We start from the raw sequence: 21,830 nt of genomic DNA, 5'->3' as shown, positions 1-21,830 counted from the left end.
ACCCCGGCGATGCGGGATCGTTTCACGGTCACCTCGGGCAGAGCCCGATGACGTCCGGGGGAACCATGAGTGATCAACGCGCAAACGCGCAGCCCAGGAGCGTGGGCTCCTCGGTCGACTGGTCGGCGGCACTGATGGAGCAGGGATTCGACGGTCTGAGCCGGATGACCTCCGATCCGGAGGACGTACGCGCAGCCCGCGAACGCTACGACGACCTACGCAGCCACGTCGACGCCGTGGCGCGAGGTGCTGACCGGGTCGAGTTCGTCGTGGCAGCCATCCGCGTCAACCGCTCCGGAAGGCACGACGAGGCTCTGGTCGTCGTGAGCGACTCGATGGTGATCGTCTCGGGTCGGCACCGCGCCGTCGTGGGGGCTCGGAGCGTTACGGACATCTTCCCGCGGCCTGTCCTCAGCGTGACGGCGGCCATGGCTGGCGGTCGCCGGGCGATCGAACTGCACGCCGACGGCCGGCGGACCAGGCTGGTGCTGATGAGCCGGAGCAGCACCATCGAGGCTGCCCTGCTGTCACTTGGCGGCCGTGACCGCCGCTGACCTCAGCGCTGCGGCACCACGCATCCGTCGGGACCGCAACTGTCATCGGCCTGGACCATCTGCAGGCTGGGGTGGGACGCCTCCCATGCCTGCCGGAGGACGTTGCTGAAGACCTCGGCCGATTCGGCCCCGGCGATGCCGTAGGCGCGATCGATGACGTAGAACGGAACCCCGGTCGCACCGAGGGAAGCCGCGGTCTGTTGGTCGTTCCAGACCTCATCGGTATAGACCACTGAACCCAGAACCTCTCGGATCCGACCGGCATCGAGACCGACTTCGGCAGCAATCTCAGCCAGAACGCCATGATCGGCCACGTTGCGGGTGTCGACGAAGTACGCCTTGAGGAGCGCCTCCTTCAGGTCGCCTTGGAGTTTCGGCCCGCCGTCGGCCAACGCGGCGTGCAGCAGGCGGTGGGCGTCGAGCGTGTTCACACGGAGCGACTGGCTGTGTCGCCAGATCATGCCCTCCTCGGCCGCGACAGCTTCGACGCGATCGATCATCGCGCGCCCGGCCTCGGGGCCACCGCCGTACTTGCGGCCGAGGTAGTCGCCGACCGTGTCGACGGCATCCTTCGGGGACCCGGGGTCGAGCTGGTACGAACGCCAGACAACCTCGACCTCGTGCGGGAAGGTCGCGAGGGCCTTCTCAAGGCGCCTCTTGCGAAGAAGTCTTAACAACATGGGCAGGCATGGTCGACACCAAAACCGCCTCTGACCTGCACAAACGCCGCCAGATCGCGGCGAAAATCCCTGTGACTGTCATTCACTGCGGTGCTGAAACTCGCCTAGATCGCGTTCTGACGCCTCTGTCGACCATTCCAACCCAACACCTGCGCTGATCTCTATCGGGTGGTACGGGCGTGGGCGAAGCTCTGTCGCAAGGGCCGAAACCTGATTCAATATGCCCACAGATCGTGCGCCATGCGGCCCGAGCGGGCGGTTCGTTGGGCCGGATGCGTGGAGGCGAACTACGTGACGAAGCAGTGGACGATTGTTCTCGCAATCTTGGCGACCTGCGCCATCGGCGGTGCCGGAGTACTGATCGGCCGAGCAATCGTCACCCACAGCGTCGGGGCCGATGGGCCGCCTGCGCAGTCACAGTCGCCGATGCCGCCTTCCGTGGGAGCGCAACCCGCACCTACAGCTACTTCTTCGTCGGGTGATTCGGCGACGCCACCTCCTGCCACCTACCCAACGATGGCATCGGCAGCCGCGATGCTGGGCAAGATCATTTGCCCGACCGGTGCACTGCAAGAAGCGGGCATGTCGGGGCGCGAGGACGGATCCTGGTTTGCCGCTTCAGGTGGTTACTTTCGGGGTGACTTCGTCTACAAGTGCATGCGGCCCGACGGAAGCTTCGACGAGCGGGGTGGAACGACCCATTTCTGGACGAGCAACGTCACGTTTGGGCTCGAGTCAGCGGCATCACAACAAGCCTTGACCAACTGCAACAGCAACCCAGGAGAAGGCTCCGCCACCAACCAATCACCCAACAACGAGGGTCCGGTATGGGAGGTCATGGGAATGCAGCTACCGACATCCGCTTACGCACAACTTGAGACTCAGAGCGGCGGGATGATGGAGTGTCCAGCCTCGGTGGCCGCAAAGCTAAGCGGCGGACAAGACGGGCCATGACGGCAGTTGGAAATGGCTACCGACCTTCATGCATCGAACAAGCCAGGCCGCCACTTCGCTAGATTGACTTGAACCGCCGCTCGGGAGGCTCAACCCCGAAGGAGTACCCGTGCCGTTCTGCCCTCACTGCGGCAACGCCGTCGATGGCACCCAATTCTGCGGTGGCTGTGGCCGGGCGCAAGGCCTGACAGCCCCTCCCGTCCTGCCGACCACAACCGGCGCGACCGAACGCGCATGGATGACTCGGAGCAGGCGGACGTGGCTCGTCGCCGGGACGATAGGTGTGTTGGTTCTGGCGGGAGGCATCGGCATCGGCATGCTCGCCTTCGGAGATCCATCGACCAGGACGATCAACTTCACGCTCGTTGGCTACGAGGCTGACTGCAGCCTCCCCATCTCCTTCGGCCCTGGCTTCAACATCAATGTCATCGGTGACGGTGGCAAGGTAGTTGGAACCACCCCGTTTGGCCAGGGAACCAGTGGCAGCGTCACTGGGTCCGACGGGAGCACCATCAAGACCTGCACGTACCAGGCAGCAATCAAGGTGCCCACCGGACAGGCGTCGTACAAGATTGATGCCGGCATGGTTGGGGGGCCGACCTTTAGTGCTCAAGACCTCGCCGCAAGCGGCTGGAGCGTGTCATTGACACAGTCCTGCCCTAAGACCTTGCTCCCTTGCTGACTGGCCTTGACCCCGAGCCAAGGCCAAGGAGGACTTGATGCCCAGCTGTCGTAATGGGCACCACATGCCTGAGAACGCGTCGTTCTGCGTAGATTGCGGCGCACCCGCGGCCCGCGATGCGCCTCGCCAGGCAAAGGCCCGTACGGCAATCGTGATGGCAGGTGTCCGGCCCCAAGAAACTGGTCCGCCCGGTGTGAGAGTTCCGGGCAGAACATCCGATCCGGGCCCGTGGGCGGACTGGTCCACGCGCAGTGGTGGTAGTCCCTCTCACGGGCAACCACCATCCTCTTCCGGATCTTCTGTGTCTGGATGCATCTTCGCGTACGCCGCCGGGGTCTTGCCACCAAGTCCTCGATGAGGCCGGCGGGTGTTGTACACCTCGGTCCACTCGTTCACCACGTGTCGAACCTCGAGCACCGAGTGGTAGATCTCGTGCCCGAACACCTCGCGTGACATCGAGCCGTTGAACCGTTCGATGTACCCGTTCTGCTGCGGCGACGCCTTCGCCACGAACACTGCCCGGACGCCCTGCTCGGTGAGCCATTCACGCAGCGAATCAGCCACGAACTCCCGACCGTTGTCGGCCCGGATCAGCGACGGCTTCCCGTGGACCTCGAACAGCGCTTCAAGGTGTTCCTGGACGTGCATCGCCCCGATCGACCGCGCCACCCACGACCCCAACGCGACCCGAGTGAACTCATCGATGACGTTCAGCACCCGCACCGCCCGCCCGTCATCGGTCCTGCGGGTCACGAAGTCATAGGACCAGATGTGATTACGACGCAGCGGTGGCAGCTTCCACAGACTGTTCTCATCGGCCCCCAACGCCTTCTGACCTGCGTCTTTAGCCCTCGACGGGGGCACTTGCAGGCCTTCTTGGCGCCACAACCGCTCGATCCGTTTGCGGTTCACCTCCCAGCCCTCCTCAACCAGAATCAGATGGATCATCCGGTAACCCCACTTCGGATGCCGCGCAGCTAACTTCGTCATCCGCGCTACGAGCTTGACTTCGAAATCCGAAGGCACCGCGACGTAGCGGTTCGAGGATCGGTTCTGCCCGACCAGCCGGCACGCGCGACGTTCGCTGACCTTGTGCTTCCTGGTCAGCATCGCCACCGCGTCGCGTCGACGGGACGGGCTCAGAAGTTTCCCTTCGCAAGGTCCTTCAACATCGAGATGTCGAGCGCCTGCTCAGCCACGATCCGTTTCAACCGAGCGTTCTCCTGCTCCAGGGTTTTGAGTCGGATCGCCTCGTCTTCCTTCAACGCCCCGTACTTCTGACGCCAGCGATAGAACGTCTGCTCAGACACCCCGAGCCGTTTGCACACCTGCGGGATCGTCGCGCCCTGCCCCTGAAGCTTCTCCGCATCCCGCAACTTCGCCACGATCTGCTCAGGCGACAACCTCTTAGCGGCAGCCATCACTGACACCGGTCCTCTCACTCATGGATGGATTCTCACAAGTTTTGGACCAGAAATCGGGGGGCCGGACACAGGGATTGGTGCACTGGGCGGGTTGGTCCTCGGGATCGGTGTGACCCTCGGCATCTCGTCGGCCTTGTCTGCCGGAAGTACGGGAGCTTGTGCGGGATCTGATCGCCTTACGTGCGAACTTGAGGCGGCGCTCGCCGACCAGATGACGCAATCCAACGTCCAGAACGAACACAACGCTACACAGTCAGCGATGATCTTCGGTGTCGATCAGACCTCGGACTGTGAGGCAACTTTCACCGGCGGCAGCGGCGATCTTGCGCCAACATGCACATCCCCGCGGGACGGGGTCAGACCTTCTGACGTGACGTGCTCGCACATCAATGCAATCACGGACGGTGAACAAGTGATCTGTGGGCCGGTCCACGGTGAGGCGTTTACCGAGCGGGAGGCGACTGGGTCGACGTCAGGAAGCTCGGGCTCTGAGCAGATCGACAGCACGGGAAAGCCTGCGACCATAACGATCACCTTTAACGGAACGGATGGCACCTTCACTGCAGGCACGGCAACGTCAGTGCCGAGCGCGATCGTTCCGTAGCCGCGGTCCGTCCGTCCGATGACGGGATCAACCGCTGATTCAGTGTCAACTTCAAGTGACGAAGAAGATCCACGTTCGGGAGTAGGTAGTTCACCGACGGCCAAGTCTGCTGTCTATGGTCCGACACGACTACCCCAAATGTCAGAAGGTCGTGACACTGAGCGTGAGGTGGTCTGACACCGTCTGCCCCTGCGGCGCTGTACTCGGCTTGCCGATGTAGCACCACGGACAGACGACGTCGGACCAGATCTCGATACGCACGTGGGGGCCAACGCCCGTACGTCCGCGGTTGTTCCTGATCAGCCGAACAACTGCTCCGCCAGATAGTGCCCGGGCTTCGGCGCCGGTGGTACGAAGAAGACACCAGAGCCGACATGGGTGATGTATTCGTTGAGCTTGTCGGAGCGGCCCATCTTGGTCTGCAGCCGGATGAACGCCTCGGGCGTGTTCATGTAGGCGATGAACAGCAGACCGGCATCGAGTTGGCCGGCTTCGTTGAGCCCGTCAGTGAAGTTGTAGCCGCGACGCAGGATCCTCAAGCCGCGGTTGTTCTCCGGGGACGCCAGAGCGACATGCGAGTCCGGATCGATGATCGGCTTGCCGCCCGCGGTGGCATGGAAGTCCGGGGTGTCGAACTCACGGGTGCCGGTCAGCGGCGCTCCGGCCACCTTCGTACGCCCGAACACCTCGTGCTGGGTCTGCATCGTGGCCGAGTCCCAGATCTCGATGTCCATCTGGATCTTGCGGGCGACCTGATAGGTGCCACCCGCCGCCCAGGCAGCGTCATCGTCGACCCACACGAACTCCGCGCGTTGCGCCTCGGTCGAGACGTTCCGAGTGCCGTCCTTGTAGCCCATCAGGTTCCGCGGCGTGGACTGTTCGGCACCCGCCGAGGCGCGCCCGAAGCCCATCACCGTCCAGCCGACCTCGACGACCCCGCGTCCGAGCCGAGCCAGGTCTCGAATCGCGTGATACACCACCTGCGGGTCGTCGGCACAGGCCTGCACCGACAGGTCCCCGCCGGTCAGCTTCGGGTCCAATGACTCGCTCGGCAGCGCCGGCAGCGGAGCCAGCAGCTTCGGCCGGTGGGCTGCCAGACCTAGACGCTTGTCGAAGACACCGGGGCCGAGGCCGACGGTCACGGTGAGGCCCGCAGTGCTCAGCCCGTACGCCTCGCCGGTATCGGTCGCGACGGCACTCAAGGAGATCGGCTCCATCTGACCCACGGTCCTGCCGGCCTGCAGTTGAGCAATCGCCGCGGACCAGGTTGCGAGCAGTACCTGAAGGTCCTTGCTGGTTGCGCCGGCCACCAGATCGAAGGTCATGAAGATGCAGTGCCGCTGCGGCGGTGTGGCGATCCCGACCTGGTGCGAACCGGTGTAGAAGTCGTACGACGTGCTGAGGTCCACGGCGTCAACCGGCTCGGAGGAGTCGGCGTACGCCTGCGCGCCGGCACCGACCGCAGCTCCCAGCGCGACACCAGCCCCCGCGCTGGCGATGAATCCTCGCCTGCTCAGGCTCATGCGGTCGCGACCTTCTCAGCGATCTGGGACAACGGGTCCTGCAGAGCCTGGACGGCCTGGCTGATCCGGTCGGCCTCGGCCGCGCGGACGGTCGCGGTGTAGGTGACGTAGCCACCGATCGCGGTCCTGCTGCGCAACGAGTCGAGGAGCGACTGCACCCGGCCGAACCGCTGGTCGATCTGAGTCGACAGCGTCGGGTTGATCTTCGCCAGACCGGGCTTCAGCGCCTCGAACGCCTGCTGCGCTCCTTCGACGTTCGACGCCAGGTCGACGAGGTCGAGGTGGCTGAAAGCCTCCTCTTCACCCGTCACCTTGTTCTTCTGGACCTCCTCCAACAAGCCGGCTGCGCCGTTGGCGAGATCCTCCGGCTTGAACGTCAGCGTCTTCGCGACTGTTGCCAGCTTCTGCACATTGGTGTCGAGGTCGTGCGCGTACGTCTTGGTCTGCTCGGTGATCGCCTTCTTCTCGAACAGATCCCGCTCCACCGCATGGAAGCCGGTCCACCCGACCGCGGGGTCAAGGTTCGAGGCACGCATATCGATCAGATAGTCGAGGTTGGCCGCGTTGTCGCCGGCGGCGGCGCCGGGCAGCAGGAAGCCCTCGACGTCGGACTCGATCTTCTCGTAGAACGGCCGCGCCTCGCCGTACGCCCGCTGTGCCGCAGCGAGGTCTCCCGACTCCACGGCCTCATGCAGCCGACCCACGGCGGTGACCATGCCGTCGACCTGCGCCTGGACGTAGGTCTGGTACTCCGCTGCACCCTGGGCGAGGAGGTCGGCGGCAGACCCGGATGCCTTGGCCGCGGCCTTGCCGGTGACCGTCAGCGTCGTCTTCTCGGTGTTCGCGCCGGGGCAGTAGAGGGTGTAGGCGCCGCCGTCGAGGGTGAGCGTGAAGGTCGCAGCCGGCAGACCCGGCGCGACATTCTCGCGCTCGCCGATGATCCGCTCGCCGGTCATCACCTCGAACTCCGAGAGGCCCGGAGCTCCGGTGTTGCTGATGTCGAAGGTGATCGGCCCGGCCGGCACCGACGTTGCACTGTAGGTGCAGTCGCCGGAACTCGTGAGGGTGACCTTGATGTGGCTCGACTTCGAGTCCGTGGTCGTCGCGGAGCCGCCGCAGGCCGCGAGCGAGAGCACTCCGACGGTGGCGAGGGCGAAGCTAGGCAGCAGACGGGACATGGTGGGGGCCTTTCGGGAGTCGGGGAAGGCGGATCGCGAGCGCGCCCGCCGTGAGGAGGAGTGCGAGGGGGAACCAGCGCCGCCACAGGACGCGGTCGTTGCCGGGGTCGGTCGAAGCCGCAGGAGCCACGGAGTACGTACGCGGCCCGATGAGTCCGCCGCCGGTGACGGTCACGGTGTGCTCGCTCCAGGTCGCGGCATACGGACCTGGCGCCAGGGATCGGTCCAGACCGATGGGCGAACGCCCCAATGCGGTGACCAACTCAGCTGCGGAGAGCGACGTCGGCCGCGCAGCGGGGGTCGCCGCGGGGACCACCAGCGCGAGGGTTGCTGCGGCGATGGCCAGGAGGCCGGCGCCCTGCAGTCGGATACGACGCGGCAGGGCCGGCCCGTTCCAGAGCAGCACGACCAGCATCGGGACCAGGTAGCAGGCCCAGGCAAGGAGTTCGATCACGCGCGGGTCAGCGGGGATCCCGAGGACGCCGGTGAGCACCGCCGAACGGATCGAACCTGTGGGAGCCAGCCAGGACAGGTCGACGGTCCGACCCTGCCCGACCGCGACCCAACCGGCCTCGTGGCCGGTGCGGAAGGCCCACAGCACCAGACCGGCGGAGACGAAGACGAGGAACACTCCGGTGACCAGGAAGAAGCGCTGCATGTTGAGGCGTACGCCGCCGCGGAAGATCGCAAGTCCGAGAACGACCGAGATCGCAATGCCGAGCGCGGCTCCGCCCATGGCTGACGGTGCCGAAGAGGCATTCTGGATCGTCGCCAGCAGGAAGACCGCAGTCTCGAAGCCTTCGCGCAGGACCGCAAGGAACGCCATCACGGCGGCGGCCATGGTCGTACCCTGCGCGATCGCGGCCGCCGCGGACGCCTCCAGGTCGGCCTTGAGGTCGCGTGCATGCTTGCGCATCCACAGGATCATGGCCGTCACGAAGCACACCGCGATGATCCCGATGACGGTCTCGAGGGCCTCCTGTTGCGCCTGTGGAAGGTCCTTCTCGATGATCCGGAGGCTCACGCCGACCGCGAAACTGAGGCCGATGCCGGCACCGACGCCGATCCACAGGCCGGTGAGCTTCGCGCCGTTGCGGCGAAGGAAGGTGGCCAGGATCGCGACGATCAGCACCGCCTCGAGCCCTTCGCGCAGGCCGATGACCAGAGTGGGCAACATAAGGTCACCCTAACTTAGGGCAGGCTTACCTCGCCAATTCCTGAGTGATGACTGAGGACAGCAGGCCCCAGAAATGCACTTAGCGTGTGGATTGCACCCACCTGGTGAGTGCAATCCACACGCTAAGAAATGTCCCGCGCCCAGCAGTGGGGCGCACCCCAGATCAGCGAGCCGCCGAACCCTCGACGTAGTCGGTGTCCTGCTGCTTCCAGGAGAACAGCGCACGCAGTTCGCGGCCGGTCGCCTCGATCGGGTGGGCTGCACCCTTGGCACGCAGAGCCAGGAACTCGGGAGCGCCGGCGTCCTGGTCGTCGATGAAGCGCTGCGCGAAGGCACCGTTCTGGACGTCCGCGAGGACGGCCTTCATGTTCTCCTTGACGCTCGGGTCGATGACACGCGGGCCGGAGACGTAGTCGCCGTACTCAGCGGTGTCGGAGACGGACCAGCGCTGCTTGGCGATGCCGCCCTCCCACATGAGGTCGACGATGAGCTTGAGCTCGTGGAGGCACTCGAAGTACGCGACCTCCGGCTGGTAGCCAGCCTCGGTCAGCGTCTCGAAGCCGTACTGCACGAGCTGCGAGACACCGCCACAGAGAACGGCCTGCTCACCGAACAGGTCGGTCTCGGTCTCCTCGGTGAAGGTGGTCTTGATGACACCGGCACGGGTGCCACCGATCGCCTTGGCGTACGACTTCGCGGTCTCCAGAGCGGTGCCCGAGGCGTCCTGCTCGACGGCGATGATGTCCGGGATGCCCCGGCCGGCGACGTACTCGCGACGCACCGTGTGACCCGGCGCCTTCGGGGCGACCATGATCACGTCGACGCCCGCGGGCGGCTGGATGTAGCCGAAGCGGATGTTGAAGCCGTGACCGAAGACGATGGTGTCGCCCTCGTTGAGGTTCGCCTCGATGTCGTCCTTGTACAGGTGGCGCTGCACCTGGTCCGGCGCGAGGATCACGATGACATCGGCCTCAGCGGCGGCGGCGTCCGGCGTGAGGACCCGGAGGCCCTCCTCCTCGGCCTTGGCGATGCTCTTCGAGCCCGACTTGAGGCCGACGCGTACGTCGACGCCGGAGTCACGGAGGTTGAGCGCATGGGCGTGGCCCTGCGAGCCATAACCGATGACCGCGACCTTCTTGCCCTGGATGATGCTCAGGTCAGCGTCGGCGTCGTAAAACATTTCAGCCACAACGGGCTCCTTCGATTCTTTGGGATAGGTGAAGCGTAATGCTGTGCCGGCGAACGCCGGCCGTTGGTTCAGGAGACGGCAGCGGGCGGCGCCGGGACAACCACCGGACGCAGTGACCGCTCAGAGATGGAGCGGGCCCCTCGACCGATGCCGACGACGCCGGACTGGACGAGTTCGCGTACGCCGAACGGCTCGATCACCCGCAGGAAGTCGGCGAGCTTGTCGGCGTTGCCGAGGACCCGGATGGTGACGGCCTCGGGCCAGACGTCGATCACCTTGGCACCGAACAGGTCCACGACGTCGAGCACCTGACGACGGTTGTCGTGCGTGGTGGTCACCTTGGCGAGCAACAACTGCTGCTGGACGCTGAACCCGGGCTCGAGTTCGACGATCTTGAGGACCTCGACGAGCTTGTTGAGTTGCTTGGTCACCTGCTCCAGCGGGATCCCCTCGGCGTCGACGACGATCGTCATCCGGGAGACGTCGGAATGCTCGGTCGGACCGACCGCAAGGCTGTCGATGTTGTAACCGCGACGGCTGAACAAGGCCGCGATACGCGCCAGGACGCCCGGCTTGTTCTCGACCAGAACGCTGAGGGTGTGCTTGCTCATCAGAGATCGTCCTCCTCGAACCGGGGCGCAAGGTCGCGCGCGTACTGGATGGCATCATTGCTGGCGCCGCCGGCGATCATCGGCCACACCATCGCGTCCTTGTGGACCCGGAAGTCCACGACCACCGGCTGGTCGTTGATCGACATGGCCTTCTCGATGACCGAGTCGACGTCCTCGGGCCGGTCGCACTCGAGGCCGATGCAACCGAGTGCGTCGGCGAGCTTGACGAAGTCCGGGATCCGGCGCGGTACGCCGTTGGTCAACTGAGTGTGCTTCTGGAGGTTCGTGTTCGAGTAGCGCTCGTTGTAGAAGAGCGTCTGCCACTGACGGACCATGCCGAGGCTGTCGTTGTTGATGACAGCGACCTTGATCGGGATGTTCTCGATCGCGCAGGTGGCCAATTCCTGGTTCGTCATCTGGAAGCAGCCGTCACCGTCGATCGACCACACGGTCGCGTCGGGACGACCGACCTTGGCGCCCATGGCCGCAGGCACCGAGTAACCCATGGTGCCGGCACCGCCGGAGTTGAGCCACGTGTTGGGGTGCTCGTACCCGATGAACTGGGCGGCCCACATCTGGTGCTGACCGACGCCCGCGGCGTAAATCGCCTCCGGGCCGGCGATCTTCCCGAGGCGCTCGATGACGTACTGCGGTGCCATCCCCGACGGCGGCAGGTCGTAGCCGAGCGGATACTCCTTCTTCAGACCCGCCAGGAACGCGACCCAGGCCTCGTAGTCACCCTCGTGGCCGGCCGACTTCTCCTGCTCGAGCAACGTGATGAGGTCGATGATGACCTCCTTCACGTCGCCCACGATCGGGACGTCGGTGTAGCGGTTCTTGCCGATCTCGGCCGGGTCGATGTCGGCGTGGATGATCAGCGCGTTCGGCGCGAAGCTGGCCAGGTCACCGGTGACGCGATCGTCGAACCGCGCACCCAGGCTGATGATCAGATCACTCTTCTGCAGCGACGCGACCGCGGCCACCGAGCCGTGCATACCGGGCATGCCGAGGTGCTGCGGGTGGCTGTCGGGGAAGGCGCCGCGAGCCATCAGGGTCGTGATGACCGGCATGCCGGTGAGCTCGGCGAGCTTGCGCAACTCGCGGTGCGCGCCGGCGCGGATGGTGCCACCACCGACGTACAGGACCGGCTTGCGCGATCCGAGCATGAGCTTGACGGCCTCACGGATCTGCTTGGCGTGCGGCTTGGTGACCGGGCGGTAGCCGGGCAGGTGGAGCTCGGTGGGCCACTTGAAGGTGGTCATCGCCTGCAGCGCCGACTTGGTGACGTCGACCAGGACCGGGCCCGGGCGACCGGTGCCGGCCAGGTGGAAGGCCTCGGCGATCACCTGCGGGATCTCGGCCGGGTCGGTGACCAGGAAGTTGTGCTTGGTGATCGGCATCGTGATGCCGCGGATGTCGGCCTCCTGGAAGGCGTCCGTGCCGATCAGCGCCGCGGGGACCTGACCGGTGACGGCCACCATCGGGACCGAGTCCATGTACGCGTCCGCGATCGGCGTCACGAGGTTCGTCGCACCGGGGCCGCTGGTGGCCATGCAGACACCGACACGACCGGTGGCGGCCGCGTACCCCTCGGCGGCGTGGCCGGCGCCCTGCTCGTGACGCACGAGGATGTGGCGGATCGAGGAGTCCATCAGCGGGTCGTATGCAGGCAGGATCGCGCCGCCCGGGTAGCCGAAGATCGTGTCGACGCCGGCCGCCTCCAGGGAGGTGATCAGGCTCTGTGCGCCAGAGATCTGCTCAGTCATCTGTGTTCCTTGTCAGTGTGCGTCTCGTGGTGTCAACGGGCTCGATGCTGAAGGGCTCAGCAAACAAAAACCCTCCGGCCCGGAGGCAACGGAGGGAGGCGCTTCAGCTGGAGATCAGCTGGAGCGCCCGTTGATTACTACGAGAGTGCGGTGAAGCATGCCGCCACTGTATCAGGGTTCAGAGGGCATAGATCCGCCGCACATTTTCGTGGAACACCGCCGCGAGGACGTCGCCCCCACGAGGAGCCAACACATCGACCAGGGCACCGACGACCTGGTCGTACGGCGCCAGGGCCTTGTCCATCGGGAAGTTCGAGCCGAACAGGGTGCGATCGGTCCCGAACGCGTCCTGGGCGTGGTCGATCAGCGGACGCATCGTGTCGGCGATCCGCTCACGCTCCCAGGAGCCGTTCGGCAGGCCGAGGATCGGGAAGGCCAGACCGCTGTGCTTGGCCACGACATTGCGGTGCTCGGCCAGGCCGCTGATCGCCTCACGCCAGTCGGCAAGGAGCCGGTCGCGCTCCCCCGACGTGCGCCCGACCCCGGCCATGGGGCCTCCCCAACCGACAGGCGGGGCGTAGTGGTCGAGCACGATCGTGGTCTCCGGGTACTCCGCCGCCAGGACGGCGACGTCGTCCATCTGGTGCGAGTAGACGTAGGCGTCGAACGTGAGCCTGCGCTCGGCGAGTGCGGCGAAGCCACGCAGGAAGTCCGGTGAGCCGAGCAGGCCTTCCTCGTCGGCATAGCGGCGTACGCCCCTGTCCGGGTGCCAGGCGCCCATGCACCGGATGCCGCGGAACCGCGTACTCGCCTCGGCATGGGCGTCCAGGACGTCGGCGAATGTGGGCTGTCGCGGATCCGCGTAGCCGACGATGCCGAGCAGGTCCGGATTCCGGTCGACGCCGAACGGCAGGGTCTCCAACCACCGGGTCTCGTCGACCGGGTCCGCGCCGTGCCAGTCGGCCTGCACGTGGATGACTCCGCTCACCGGGACGCCGACGGCGCCGACGGCCGGGGCCTGATCGGCGGCGAGCGTCGAGGGGAGGTACGGGCGCAACACATGCTTCGGAGTGCGTACGAACTCGCGATCCGATCGCGGTGCGAGCAACGGGAACAGCCGGTCCATCACGAACGGCGCCCGCTGATAGATCCGCGCCAGACCCGCCTGACTGTGTGCCGTCCGCGGGACGTCCCACTGGTGGATGTGGGAGTCGATGATGCTGCCGATCACGCCGTCGAGGGTTGCCACGGCCCCTACCGTGCCAGTCGGTGCCGCTGCTGGCCAGCCTCATCGAAGTTGTCCGGCGTCAGCCATGCCTGGTGACGCTCCCTGACCGACGGCCACTCGTCGTCGGTGATGCTGAACCAGTCGGTGTCGCGGTTGCGTCCCTTGAGCACCATGTGGTGCCGGAACGTCCCCTCGTGGGTGAAGCCGAGCCGCCACGCCGCAGCCCGCGACGGCTCGTTGGCGGAGTCGCACTTCCACTCGAACCGGCGATAGCCGAGGTCGTCGAAGGCGTACTTCATCAGCAGATGGAAGGCCTCGGTCGCTGCGCGCGTACCGCGCAGGCCGTCGCCGAGCAGCACCCAACCGACCTCGACCTGTCCATGCCTGGGCTCGATGCGTAGGTAGCTCATCGTCCCGGCGACCCGTCCGGCCGACGGCCCTTCCAGCGGTACGACGGCGAAGGCGATGTCGTCCTCGGAATCCACCAGCGGCGCCATCGTCATCCAGAAATTGGCCAGGCCGATCGGCTCGACGGCCGGCAGATAGGTCCAGTCGACGTCGGGAGCATCTGCACAGGTGAGTGCGTACAAGTCGGAGTAGTGCGCCGACGACAACGGCTCGATGCGTACGTAACGGCCCTCGAGCGTGACGGCGTCCGGTCGCTCGCGTGGTGCCCAGGTCGTCAGATCGGTCACAACGCGGACTCGATGTCGATATGGATGAAATCGTTGCCCTTGAAGAGCAATCGGCGCCCCTCCACGGAGGCAACGGCGTACGCCATGCAGTCGCCGTAGTTGAGCCCGGCCGGGTGGCCGGAACCGCGACCGTAGAGTTGGTGCGCCTCATCGGCTCGCTCCGCATGCTCGGCGCCGAACGGAACCACACCGATCTGCAACGCATCGAGAAGGCGGTTCAGCGAGGCCTGACCCAGCAACCCGAGCGAACGCAGCGCGAGCCGCGTTTCGACCAACGTCGGGGCACCCGTGTCAGCACGCTCCGCACTCAGCAGGACCTCAAGGATCGCAGCCCTCTCGGGCTCACCCTTGATGATGCACACGAGTGCCGAGGCATCGACGATCACCGGGGCATCCCGTCCTCGTCATACATCTCAGCCATGGTCCGATCGATGGCTGCACGATCCTCGTCGGTGATGTTCGTGTCGAGCCACGCGAGCAGGCGCTCAGCCCTCTCACGCCTCGTCGAGATGGCCTCGCGGGCGTCGTGATCGGCGATCAGCCTCTCGAGCGCCACCTCGATCGCGCCGGTCTGCGTGGTGCCCTCGAGCACCGCTGCCCGGCGAGCGAGATCGTGGACACGTTGATTCTTGATGTTCAGACTCACGACGGCACCCTTCTACCCTCTCTGGTAGAAAGTCTACCCGTCGTAATCGTACGACGGGAGCCCGTCGATGCTGGTGAGGTTCTTCTCGCGGCGGTACGCCACCTGCCCGTCGAGGCCCTTCTTCTCCGACCACTGGCGCATCAACGTGCGGTCCTCTTGGTACTCCATGAGCGGAACCCCGTAGCCGCAGGAGTCGGTCACGCGCTCGACATCCACCACGATCACGGCCCGGTCTCCGGGATAGTCGATGAACCGTGGGCGCAGGCGGGCGTACTCGTCGCTGCCGAGCGGCGCGACCCGCCCCCGGCCGTGGAACCGGACGATGTCGGGCGGACCGTCGAAGGCGCAGAACATGACGGTGATCCGGCCGTTCTCCCGCAGATGCGCGATTGTCTCGCTACCGCTGCCGTTCGTGTCGAGCCAGGCGAAGGTGAGGTCGTCGAGGACCGCGAAGGTACCTGTGATGCCACGCGGGGACAGGTTGATGTGACCCTCACCCGACAACGGCGCCGTGGCTACGAAGAACACCGGTTGGCGCTCGACGAACTCCTTGAGGCGCCCTTCGATCCGCTCGTACGACTTGCCCATGCCGTGACGCTACCGACAACGGTTGCCGTCGAGCGAGGCGATTACTCCGGAACGCGTCGATACGCGCCGTCGGAAGCCGAGGTCGCCATCAACGCATACGCGCGCAGCGCGGCCGAGACGGGACGTACCCGATCCACCGGGGTGTACGGCTTGTCGCGCTTCTCCTGGGCGATCCGACGCTCGTCGATCACGTGATCCTCGAGGTCAAGAGTGATCGATCGGTTCGGGATGTCGATCGAGATCTGGTCGCCGTCCTCGATCAGCGCGATCAGTCCACCACCAGCCGCCTCGGGCGAGATGTGCCCGATCGACAGGCCCGAGGTGCCTCCGGAGAAGCGACCGTCGGTGATCAGAGCGCACTGCTGACCGAGACCGAGGCCCTTGATGTAAGACGTCGGGTAGAGCATCTCCTGCATACCCGGGCCGCCCTTCGGGCCCTCGTACCGGATGACGACGACATTGCCCGCCTCGACCCGCTTGCTGAGGATGCCTGTGACCGCGTCGTCCTGCGACTCGAAGACGATCGCGGTGCCCGTGAATACCAGGCAGTTGTCCGGGACTCCGGCGGTCTTGACCACGCAACCGTCCGGGGCGATGTTGCCCGAGAGGATCGCCAGGCCGCCATCCGCGGAGTACGCGTGCTCGAAGTCGCGGATGCAGCCCTCGGCGGCGTCGGTGTCGAGAGTGCCCCAGATGTTCTCGGTCGAGAACGCCTCAGTCGTACGCACGCCGCCCGGAGCCGCTTGGAAGAGGGCCAGCGCCTTCTCCGACGGCGCCTCGGCACGGATGTCCCACTCCCCCAACCACTCATCGAGGTTCGCAGAATGGACCGAGTGGACGTCCTCGTTGAGGGCGCCGCCGCGACGCAACTCCCCGAGCAGTGCCGGGACGCCGCCCGCGCGGTGGACGTCCTCCATGTGGTACTTCGGTGAGTTCGGGGCGACCTTGGACAGGCACGGCACCCGACGCGAGATCACGTCGATGTCGTGCACGTTGAAGTCCAACTCGGCCTCACGCGCGGCCGCCAGCAGGTGCAGCACCGTGTTGGTCGAGCCACCCATGGCGACGTCGAGCGCGACAGCGTTCTCGAACGCCGCACGGGACGCGATCGCTCGCGGGAGCACGCTCTCGTCGTCGTTCTCGTAGTAGCGCTTGCACAGGTCGACGATCAGTCGGCCGGCCTCCTCGAAGAGGGCGCGGCGCTTGGCGTGCGTCGCCAACGTCGACCCGTTGCCGGGCAGCGAGAGACCGATCGCCTCGGTGAGGCAGTTCATCGAGTTCGCGGTGAACATGCCCGAACACGATCCACACGTCGGGCAGGCCGAGCGCTCGACGGTGTCGAGGACCTCGTCGCTGACGCGCTCGTCCACAGCCAGCACCATCGCATCGACCAGGTCCAGCTTGGAGTGGACGATGCCCTCGATCGCGGTGGTCTTGCCGGCCTCCATCGGACCGCCGGAGACAAAGATGACGGGGATGTTGAGTCGCAGGCTCGCCAGCAGCATGCCGGGGGTGATCTTGTCGCAGTTGGAGATGCAGACGATCGCGTCGGCGCAGTGCGCCTCGACCATGTACTCCACGGCGTCCGCGATCAATTCGCGGCTCGGAAGGCTGTAGAGCATGCCGGCGTGACCCATCGCGATCCCGTCGTCGACGGCGATGGTGTTGAACTCCTTCGCGACGCCGCCGGCAGCCTGGATCTGCTCCGCGACGATCTTGCCCAGGTCACGCAGGTGCACGTGACCGGGGACGAACTCGGTGAACGAGTTCGCGATCGCGATGATCGGCTTGCCGAAATCGCCATCGGTCATGCCGGTGGCGCGCCACAGCGCGCGGGCACCGGCCATGTTGCGACCCGAGGTGGAGGTGGCAGAACGGAGTTGCGGCATGCCTTCAGGGTACGGCCGCATGCCGAACCGTGAGGTTTTCGGGTCCGAACCGTGACGCTTGCTCACGGTTCGGACCCGAAAACCTCACGGTTCGGCGGGAATCGGGATCAGCCCTCGGCTGTGGCCTTCAACTGGGCGAGACCCTTGTCGAAGTCCTTCGCGATCGCCTTGTCGAAGAACAGCTTGCCGAGGACCGCGAAAGCCACGTTGCGCTGACCGCTCATGGTCCAGTCGACCTTCGTGCCGCCGCCAGCTTCCGTGAAGGAGAACGTGGCGACGTTCGAGGCCTTGAAGGGCTTGAGGAACTCCAGAGCGATGTCGATCCGGTCCGCGCTCGACGAGGTGATCGCCATGGTCCCGGTACCAGCCTTGTTGTTGCCTTCCCAGGCGTAGTCAGCGCCGACGCCTGTGGCCGCGCCGCTGTAGGTGCGCTTCAGGTCCGGGTCGAGGCCCTCCCAGGGGGACCACTTCGTCCATTCGCGGAAGTCGTTGACGAGCGCGTGGATCGTGGCGGCAGGGGCGTTGATGACAGTGGTACGCGTGTTTGCGAAATTCGGCACGGCAAAACGCTAGTCCTGTACGGCACAATGGGTCCATGTCGACGCCCCGTGCCATCTCAGAGTCAACCGTTGCGTTCCGCGACGTGTTGTCCGATGACGGCACTCTCCTGCGCGCGTGGACCAACGACCCCGACGGCGTGATCGACGGCCCGACCGTGCTCCTGTGCAACGGTCTGGCGACGTCCGCCTGGGCCTGGCCGGCCCTGCTGAACACCGACTGCGGCGTACGCGTGGTGTCCTGGAACCACCGCGGCACCTCCGGCAGCGACCGCCCGTCGGACCCCAACCGGGTCGGTGTGCAGTACTTCGTCGAGGACGCCCTGTCCGTCATGGACGCGTACGGCCTGATCAAGCCGGTCATCATGGGCTGGTCGATCGGTGTCGACACGATGTTCGAGCTCGCCGCGATCCATCCGGAGCGGGTGGCCGGGCTGTTCGCGGTCGCGGGGGTCCCGGGCGATCCGTTCTCCACGACTCTCGGCCCCCTGCACCTGCCGCGCCCGATCGCACGGCTGGTCGCGCAGAGCATGGCCCGCGGGATGTGGCTCGGCGGCAAGGCCCTGAGCCCGATCGCCTCGCATCTGGCCATCGGTCCGCGCGTCATCGAGGCCCTGTCGCACACCGGCCTGATCTTCAAGGTGCCCGACCCGGAACTGGCCGCGGTCGCGTTCCGGGAGTTCCTCGCCAACCCGGTCGAGTGGTACTTCCACATCGCGCTGCGCAGCTCCGAGCACAACCGGGTCTCGCTGCGCCGGATCCGCGTTCCGGCGATGTTTGTCGCCGGTCGTTGGGACCTGATCGCCGGATCGCGTCACATGGCCACAGCGGCGGCGCGCGTGCCGGACGGCACGTTCGTCCAGGTCAATGCGTCGCACTTCGTACAGATGGAGCAGCCCGAGCTCGTCCACCGCCTGCTGCAGGACTTCCTCACCCAGGTGGAGCAGAAGGCACGGGCTGATCGCTGACACTCTCGGCGCGCGGCGGCATCGACCGCTGCGGGACCACGAGGAGCCGCCCGTCACCATCGGTGAGGACACCCACTGCCGCGCCGAACGCCGTCTGCAGCACCTCGGGTCGACACACGTCTGGCGGCGCCCCGGCCGCGATGACCCGGCCCTCGACCAACAGTGCGAGTGAATCGGCGAACTGACTGGCCAGGGTCAGGTCGTGCAGCACGCTGAGCACCGTCAGTCCACGCTCCCGACGCAGGCCGTCGACCAACTCGAGTGCCTCCACCCGGCGCCCGATGTCCAGCGCGCTGGTCGGCTCGTCCAACAGCAGCACCGGTGCCTCCTGCGCCAGCGCCCGTGCGATCACGACTCGCTGGACCTCACCGCCGGACAGGGTGCCCAACGGTCGCTCGGCGAACGGGCTCATCCCGATCCGCTCGAGGAGGTCCAGGCACACCTGACGGTCATGAGCAGACTCGCGGCCGAGATAGCTGATGTGCGGAGTGCGGCCGAGGAGGACGTAGTCCAGCACCGACATCTCCGCCGGCAGTTCGGGCTGCTGAGGTACGTACGCGATCTGGCGGGCACGCTCGCGCCACGAGAGGCCCCGGAGTACGCCGCTGGCCACAGCAATGGTGCCGGTATGCGGCACCAGGCCGGTCGCAGCGCGCAGCAGGCTGGACTTGCCCGCCCCATTGGGCCCGATCAGGCCGGTCCAGTGGCCCTCCTGGACGACGAGGTCCACGCCGCCGACGGCTGGCACGCTCCGGCCGTACCGAACGGTCACGCCGTCGAAGATCAGCGCCGTCACAACGCGCCTCCGCGACCACGCCGGGAGCGCAGGATCACCAAGAAGGCCGGTGCACCCACGAGCGCCGTCACGACGCCGATCGGCACTTCAGTGGGCGCCTCGATGGTCCGGCCGATCAGGTCCGCCAGCACCATGAAGGCTGCTCCGCCAATCATCGCGAGTGGCATCAGGACGCGATAGCTGGCGCTGGTCGCGAGCCGGAACGCGTGCGGAACGATGATCCCGACGAAACCGATCAGGCCGCTCACCGAGACCGCGGCGGCCGTCCCGAGGGTGGCGGCGCCGACGATGAGCAGCCGGGTACGGGTCGGGTGCAACCCGAGGGTGCCGGCCTCGTCGGCTCCGACGCGGAGCACGTCGAGGATGCGCCGGTGCGCCATCAGGATCACGATGCTGACGACGATGTACGGCGCGGCCAGACCGACGTCACCCCAGGTCGCGACGGAGAAGCTGCCGAGCAACCAGTTGTAGATCTGGCGGATCTCGTCGGTGTGCTGTTGCTGGAGGAAGGTCTGGATCGCGGTGAGCATGGCGGCGACCGCGACGCCGGCGAGGATGATGACCGACCGGTCACCGCGCTCGCTGCCGGAGGTGGCGATCACGTACGTCATGACCACGGCACCCAACGACCCCACGAAGGCGGCGAGCGGCAGCCACAGGGTGCCGTTGACGCCCAGCACGATCGCCACCGTCGCACCGAGGCCACCACCGGCGGCGACGCCGAGCAGGTACGGATCGGCGAGCGTGTTGCGCAAGACGCCCTGGTACGCGGCCCCACTCACCGAGAGCATGGCGCCGACGAGCGCGGCGAGCACGATCCGCGGCAGCCGGAGGTCCCAGATCACCGCGTCGTCGATCGGCGACGTCGAGGACTTCGTACCGAACAGGTGGGCCGAGATGGAACTCACGACCTCCGACGCGGGGATCCGTACCGGACCGATGCAGGCTGCGAGGACGACCACACCAACCAGGACGCCGAGGACCACGGCGGCGCTGATGCGTACGCGCCAACGCCCCCGGTCACGAGGCTCGGTCAGGCCGGTCGACACGCAGGACTACTTGACGGGGTGGGTCTTGATCGCGTCGGCGATCGTCTGGAGCAGGTCGACCACCCGCGGTCCCCAGCGGGACGCGATGTCGTCGTTGAGCGCGATGACGCGACCGCCCGACACGGCACTGAGCGCCGACCAGCCGGGACGCGTGCCGACCTTCGCCGCGTTCTGGCCGCAGCAGATGGAGTCCGCCAGGAAGACGTACCCCGGGTTGGACTTGAGGACGAACTCGCCGCTGAGCTGCGGGTAGCCGCCGGCCGCGTTGCTGGTCCTGTCGGCGATGCTGGTCAGGTCGAGCATCTTGAACAGCTGGCCGACGAAGGTCGAGCTCGTGACCGAGTAGTAGGTCGGGTCGAGTTCGTAGTAGAAGGTCCCGGACGTCTTCGGCGTCTGAGCGATGATCGACGCCACCTTCGACTTCATCGACGTGACCAGATCGGCCGCCTCCGACACGTGGCCGGTTGCCTTGCCGAGCTCGTTGATCTGCGCGTACGCCTCGTCCAGGTTCGCGGCAGCAGGCTCGATCAGGACGGGGATGTGGAGGCGCGTCAGCTGGCCGACCTGAGCAGGGGTGAGCCCTGCCTCGATCACGAGGTCGGGCTTGTAGGCGGCTACTGCCTCGGCGTTGAGCTGGTACGCGTCGAGCTGGGTGTGCGGAGCACTCGCCGGGTAGTCGGAGTCCTTGTCCACCGCGACGACCTGACTGCCGGCGCCGATCGCGAAGAGATCCTCGGTCGCGGTCGCAGAGAGCGAGACGATCCTGATCGGCTTCGCCGTCAGAGTGATCGCGGCGGTGCTGCTGCCGACACTGACCGGGAAAGAGCCGCCGGTCGTACCGGCGCTGCCGGTCGAGGTGCCGCAGGCACTGAGCCCAGCCGCGAGAACGGCAACGGCCGCGGCCGTACGGGCTGACGTCCAACGATTCATCAGTTCATCCTCCGATGCGCCAAGGAGGACGAAGTGCGTTCGCCCGGGGCCAGAATGGCCCGCACGATCCGGCCTTCCTCCGAGGACAGGTGTCGTGGCAGGTGCCAGGCGTCCGGGCTCGCCTCGTGTCGAGGACCACCGT

23 protein-coding genes are annotated in these 21,830 nt (G+C 66.3%); 4 read left to right on the top strand and 19 right to left on the bottom strand.

Annotated features, from left to right (window positions below):
• Positions 1 to 65: 65 nt before the first annotated feature.
• Positions 66 to 554 (top strand): hypothetical protein, encoded by a 489-nt coding sequence (locus KCTC_RS11990; RefSeq protein ID WP_125569478.1) that lies wholly within the window; start codon positions 66 to 68, stop codon positions 552 to 554.
• A 2-nt stretch (positions 555 to 556) separates the two neighbouring features.
• Here the strand turns inward: KCTC_RS11990 and KCTC_RS11985 are convergent, their stop codons facing one another.
• Entirely contained in the window at positions 557 to 1,234 is a 678-nt protein-coding gene (locus tag KCTC_RS11985) for a DsbA family oxidoreductase (protein ID WP_197715192.1), read from the bottom strand.
• Between the two features lie 291 nt (positions 1,235 to 1,525).
• Here KCTC_RS11985 and KCTC_RS11980 point away from each other — a divergent pair, with 291 nt between their 5' ends.
• Entirely contained in the window at positions 1,526 to 2,188 is a 663-nt protein-coding gene (locus tag KCTC_RS11980) for a hypothetical protein (RefSeq protein WP_125569477.1), read from the top strand.
• A 283-nt stretch (positions 2,189 to 2,471) separates the two neighbouring features.
• Positions 2,472 to 2,870 carry a hypothetical protein gene (locus KCTC_RS11975; RefSeq protein ID WP_125569476.1) on the top strand — a complete coding sequence of 133 codons (399 nt, stop codon included), beginning with the start codon at positions 2,472 to 2,474 and terminating at the stop codon, positions 2,868 to 2,870.
• Positions 2,871 to 3,137: 267 nt separating this feature from the next.
• Here the strand turns inward: KCTC_RS11975 and KCTC_RS11970 are convergent, their stop codons facing one another.
• The 15 genes from KCTC_RS11970 to KCTC_RS11900 all read right to left on the bottom strand — a co-directional run bounded on the left by KCTC_RS11970 (position 3,138) and on the right by KCTC_RS11900 (position 17,948).
• The gene (locus KCTC_RS11970; protein ID WP_125568571.1) at positions 3,138 to 3,980 is read right to left on the bottom strand and encodes an IS3 family transposase; all 843 of its coding nucleotides are present in this window, start codon (positions 3,978 to 3,980) and stop codon (positions 3,138 to 3,140) included.
• Between the two features lie 29 nt (positions 3,981 to 4,009).
• Entirely contained in the window at positions 4,010 to 4,291 is a 282-nt protein-coding gene (locus KCTC_RS11965) for a transposase (protein WP_125568569.1), read from the bottom strand.
• A gap of 906 nt (positions 4,292 to 5,197) precedes the next feature.
• Positions 5,198 to 6,421, bottom strand: coding sequence for a Dyp-type peroxidase (locus KCTC_RS11960; protein ID WP_125569475.1), 1,224 nt, complete (start codon positions 6,419 to 6,421; stop codon positions 5,198 to 5,200).
• Complete coding sequence (gene efeO / locus KCTC_RS11955) at positions 6,418 to 7,599, bottom strand: iron uptake system protein EfeO (protein WP_125569474.1); 1,182 nt, start codon at positions 7,597 to 7,599, stop codon at positions 6,418 to 6,420. Before efeO ends, KCTC_RS11960 begins: the two co-directional genes overlap by 4 nt.
• Positions 7,580 to 8,776 (bottom strand): iron uptake transporter permease EfeU, encoded by a 1,197-nt coding sequence (gene efeU, locus KCTC_RS11950; protein ID WP_125569473.1) that lies wholly within the window; start codon positions 8,774 to 8,776, stop codon positions 7,580 to 7,582. Before efeU ends, efeO begins: the two co-directional genes overlap by 20 nt.
• Positions 8,777 to 8,939: 163 nt before the next feature.
• Positions 8,940 to 9,965, bottom strand: a complete 1,026-nt coding sequence (ilvC, locus tag KCTC_RS11945) for a ketol-acid reductoisomerase (RefSeq protein WP_125569472.1) — start codon at positions 9,963 to 9,965, stop codon at positions 8,940 to 8,942.
• Between the two features lie 68 nt (positions 9,966 to 10,033).
• Positions 10,034 to 10,576 carry an acetolactate synthase small subunit gene (gene ilvN, locus KCTC_RS11940; RefSeq protein WP_125569471.1) on the bottom strand — a complete coding sequence of 181 codons (543 nt, stop codon included), beginning with the start codon at positions 10,574 to 10,576 and terminating at the stop codon, positions 10,034 to 10,036.
• On the bottom strand, positions 10,576 to 12,342 hold the full coding sequence (locus KCTC_RS11935) for an acetolactate synthase large subunit (protein ID WP_125569470.1): 1,767 nt from the start codon (positions 12,340 to 12,342) through the stop codon (positions 10,576 to 10,578). The genes ilvN and KCTC_RS11935 overlap by 1 nt, the downstream gene beginning before the upstream one ends.
• 178 nt (positions 12,343 to 12,520) lie before the next feature.
• Positions 12,521 to 13,591 carry an amidohydrolase family protein gene (locus KCTC_RS11930; protein WP_125569469.1) on the bottom strand — a complete coding sequence of 357 codons (1,071 nt, stop codon included), beginning with the start codon at positions 13,589 to 13,591 and terminating at the stop codon, positions 12,521 to 12,523.
• Between the two features lie 5 nt (positions 13,592 to 13,596).
• Positions 13,597 to 14,265: a GNAT family N-acetyltransferase gene (locus KCTC_RS11925; RefSeq protein ID WP_125569468.1), complete on the bottom strand. Its 669-nt coding sequence runs from the start codon at positions 14,263 to 14,265 to the stop codon at positions 13,597 to 13,599.
• Positions 14,262 to 14,651, bottom strand: a complete 390-nt coding sequence (locus tag KCTC_RS11920; RefSeq protein WP_125569467.1) for a type II toxin-antitoxin system VapC family toxin — start codon at positions 14,649 to 14,651, stop codon at positions 14,262 to 14,264. The genes KCTC_RS11925 and KCTC_RS11920 overlap by 4 nt, the downstream gene beginning before the upstream one ends.
• Positions 14,648 to 14,911: a type II toxin-antitoxin system VapB family antitoxin gene (locus KCTC_RS11915; RefSeq protein ID WP_125569466.1), complete on the bottom strand. Its 264-nt coding sequence runs from the start codon at positions 14,909 to 14,911 to the stop codon at positions 14,648 to 14,650. The genes KCTC_RS11920 and KCTC_RS11915 overlap by 4 nt, the downstream gene beginning before the upstream one ends.
• A gap of 33 nt (positions 14,912 to 14,944) precedes the next feature.
• On the bottom strand, positions 14,945 to 15,499 hold the full coding sequence (locus KCTC_RS11910; RefSeq protein WP_125569465.1) for a pyridoxamine 5'-phosphate oxidase family protein: 555 nt from the start codon (positions 15,497 to 15,499) through the stop codon (positions 14,945 to 14,947).
• 41 nt (positions 15,500 to 15,540) lie between these two features.
• Positions 15,541 to 17,388 (bottom strand): dihydroxy-acid dehydratase, encoded by a 1,848-nt coding sequence (gene ilvD / locus KCTC_RS11905; RefSeq protein ID WP_125569464.1) that lies wholly within the window; start codon positions 17,386 to 17,388, stop codon positions 15,541 to 15,543.
• 107 nt (positions 17,389 to 17,495) lie between these two features.
• Positions 17,496 to 17,948: an SRPBCC family protein gene (locus KCTC_RS11900; RefSeq protein ID WP_125569463.1), complete on the bottom strand. Its 453-nt coding sequence runs from the start codon at positions 17,946 to 17,948 to the stop codon at positions 17,496 to 17,498.
• 35 nt (positions 17,949 to 17,983) lie between these two features.
• On the opposite strand from KCTC_RS11900, the gene KCTC_RS11895 reads away from it, so the two are divergent.
• A complete protein-coding gene (locus tag KCTC_RS11895) occupies positions 17,984 to 18,913 on the top strand; it encodes an alpha/beta fold hydrolase (RefSeq protein WP_125569462.1) in 930 nt (309 codons plus the stop codon).
• Here the strand turns inward: KCTC_RS11895 and KCTC_RS11890 are convergent.
• From KCTC_RS11890 to KCTC_RS11880, 3 genes are read right to left on the bottom strand one after another with little or no spacing between them, the layout of a single operon-like run.
• The gene (locus KCTC_RS11890; RefSeq protein ID WP_197715191.1) at positions 18,876 to 19,709 is read right to left on the bottom strand and encodes an ABC transporter ATP-binding protein; all 834 of its coding nucleotides are present in this window, start codon (positions 19,707 to 19,709) and stop codon (positions 18,876 to 18,878) included. The two genes, KCTC_RS11895 and KCTC_RS11890, sit on opposite strands and share 38 nt — an antisense overlap.
• Positions 19,706 to 20,758, bottom strand: coding sequence for a FecCD family ABC transporter permease (locus tag KCTC_RS11885; RefSeq protein ID WP_197715190.1), 1,053 nt, complete (start codon positions 20,756 to 20,758; stop codon positions 19,706 to 19,708). The genes KCTC_RS11890 and KCTC_RS11885 overlap by 4 nt, the downstream gene beginning before the upstream one ends.
• Before the next feature lie 6 nt (positions 20,759 to 20,764).
• Positions 20,765 to 21,688, bottom strand: coding sequence for an ABC transporter substrate-binding protein (locus KCTC_RS11880; RefSeq protein ID WP_125569461.1), 924 nt, complete (start codon positions 21,686 to 21,688; stop codon positions 20,765 to 20,767).
• Between the last annotated feature and the right edge of the window lie 142 nt (positions 21,689 to 21,830).

This window comes from Nocardioides baekrokdamisoli (assembly GCF_003945325.1).
Lineage (GTDB): Bacteria > Actinomycetota > Actinomycetes > Propionibacteriales > Nocardioidaceae > Nocardioides > Nocardioides baekrokdamisoli.
The sequence above is the reverse complement of the archived record's forward strand: the minus strand, read 5'-3'. Positions and strand labels throughout refer to the sequence as shown.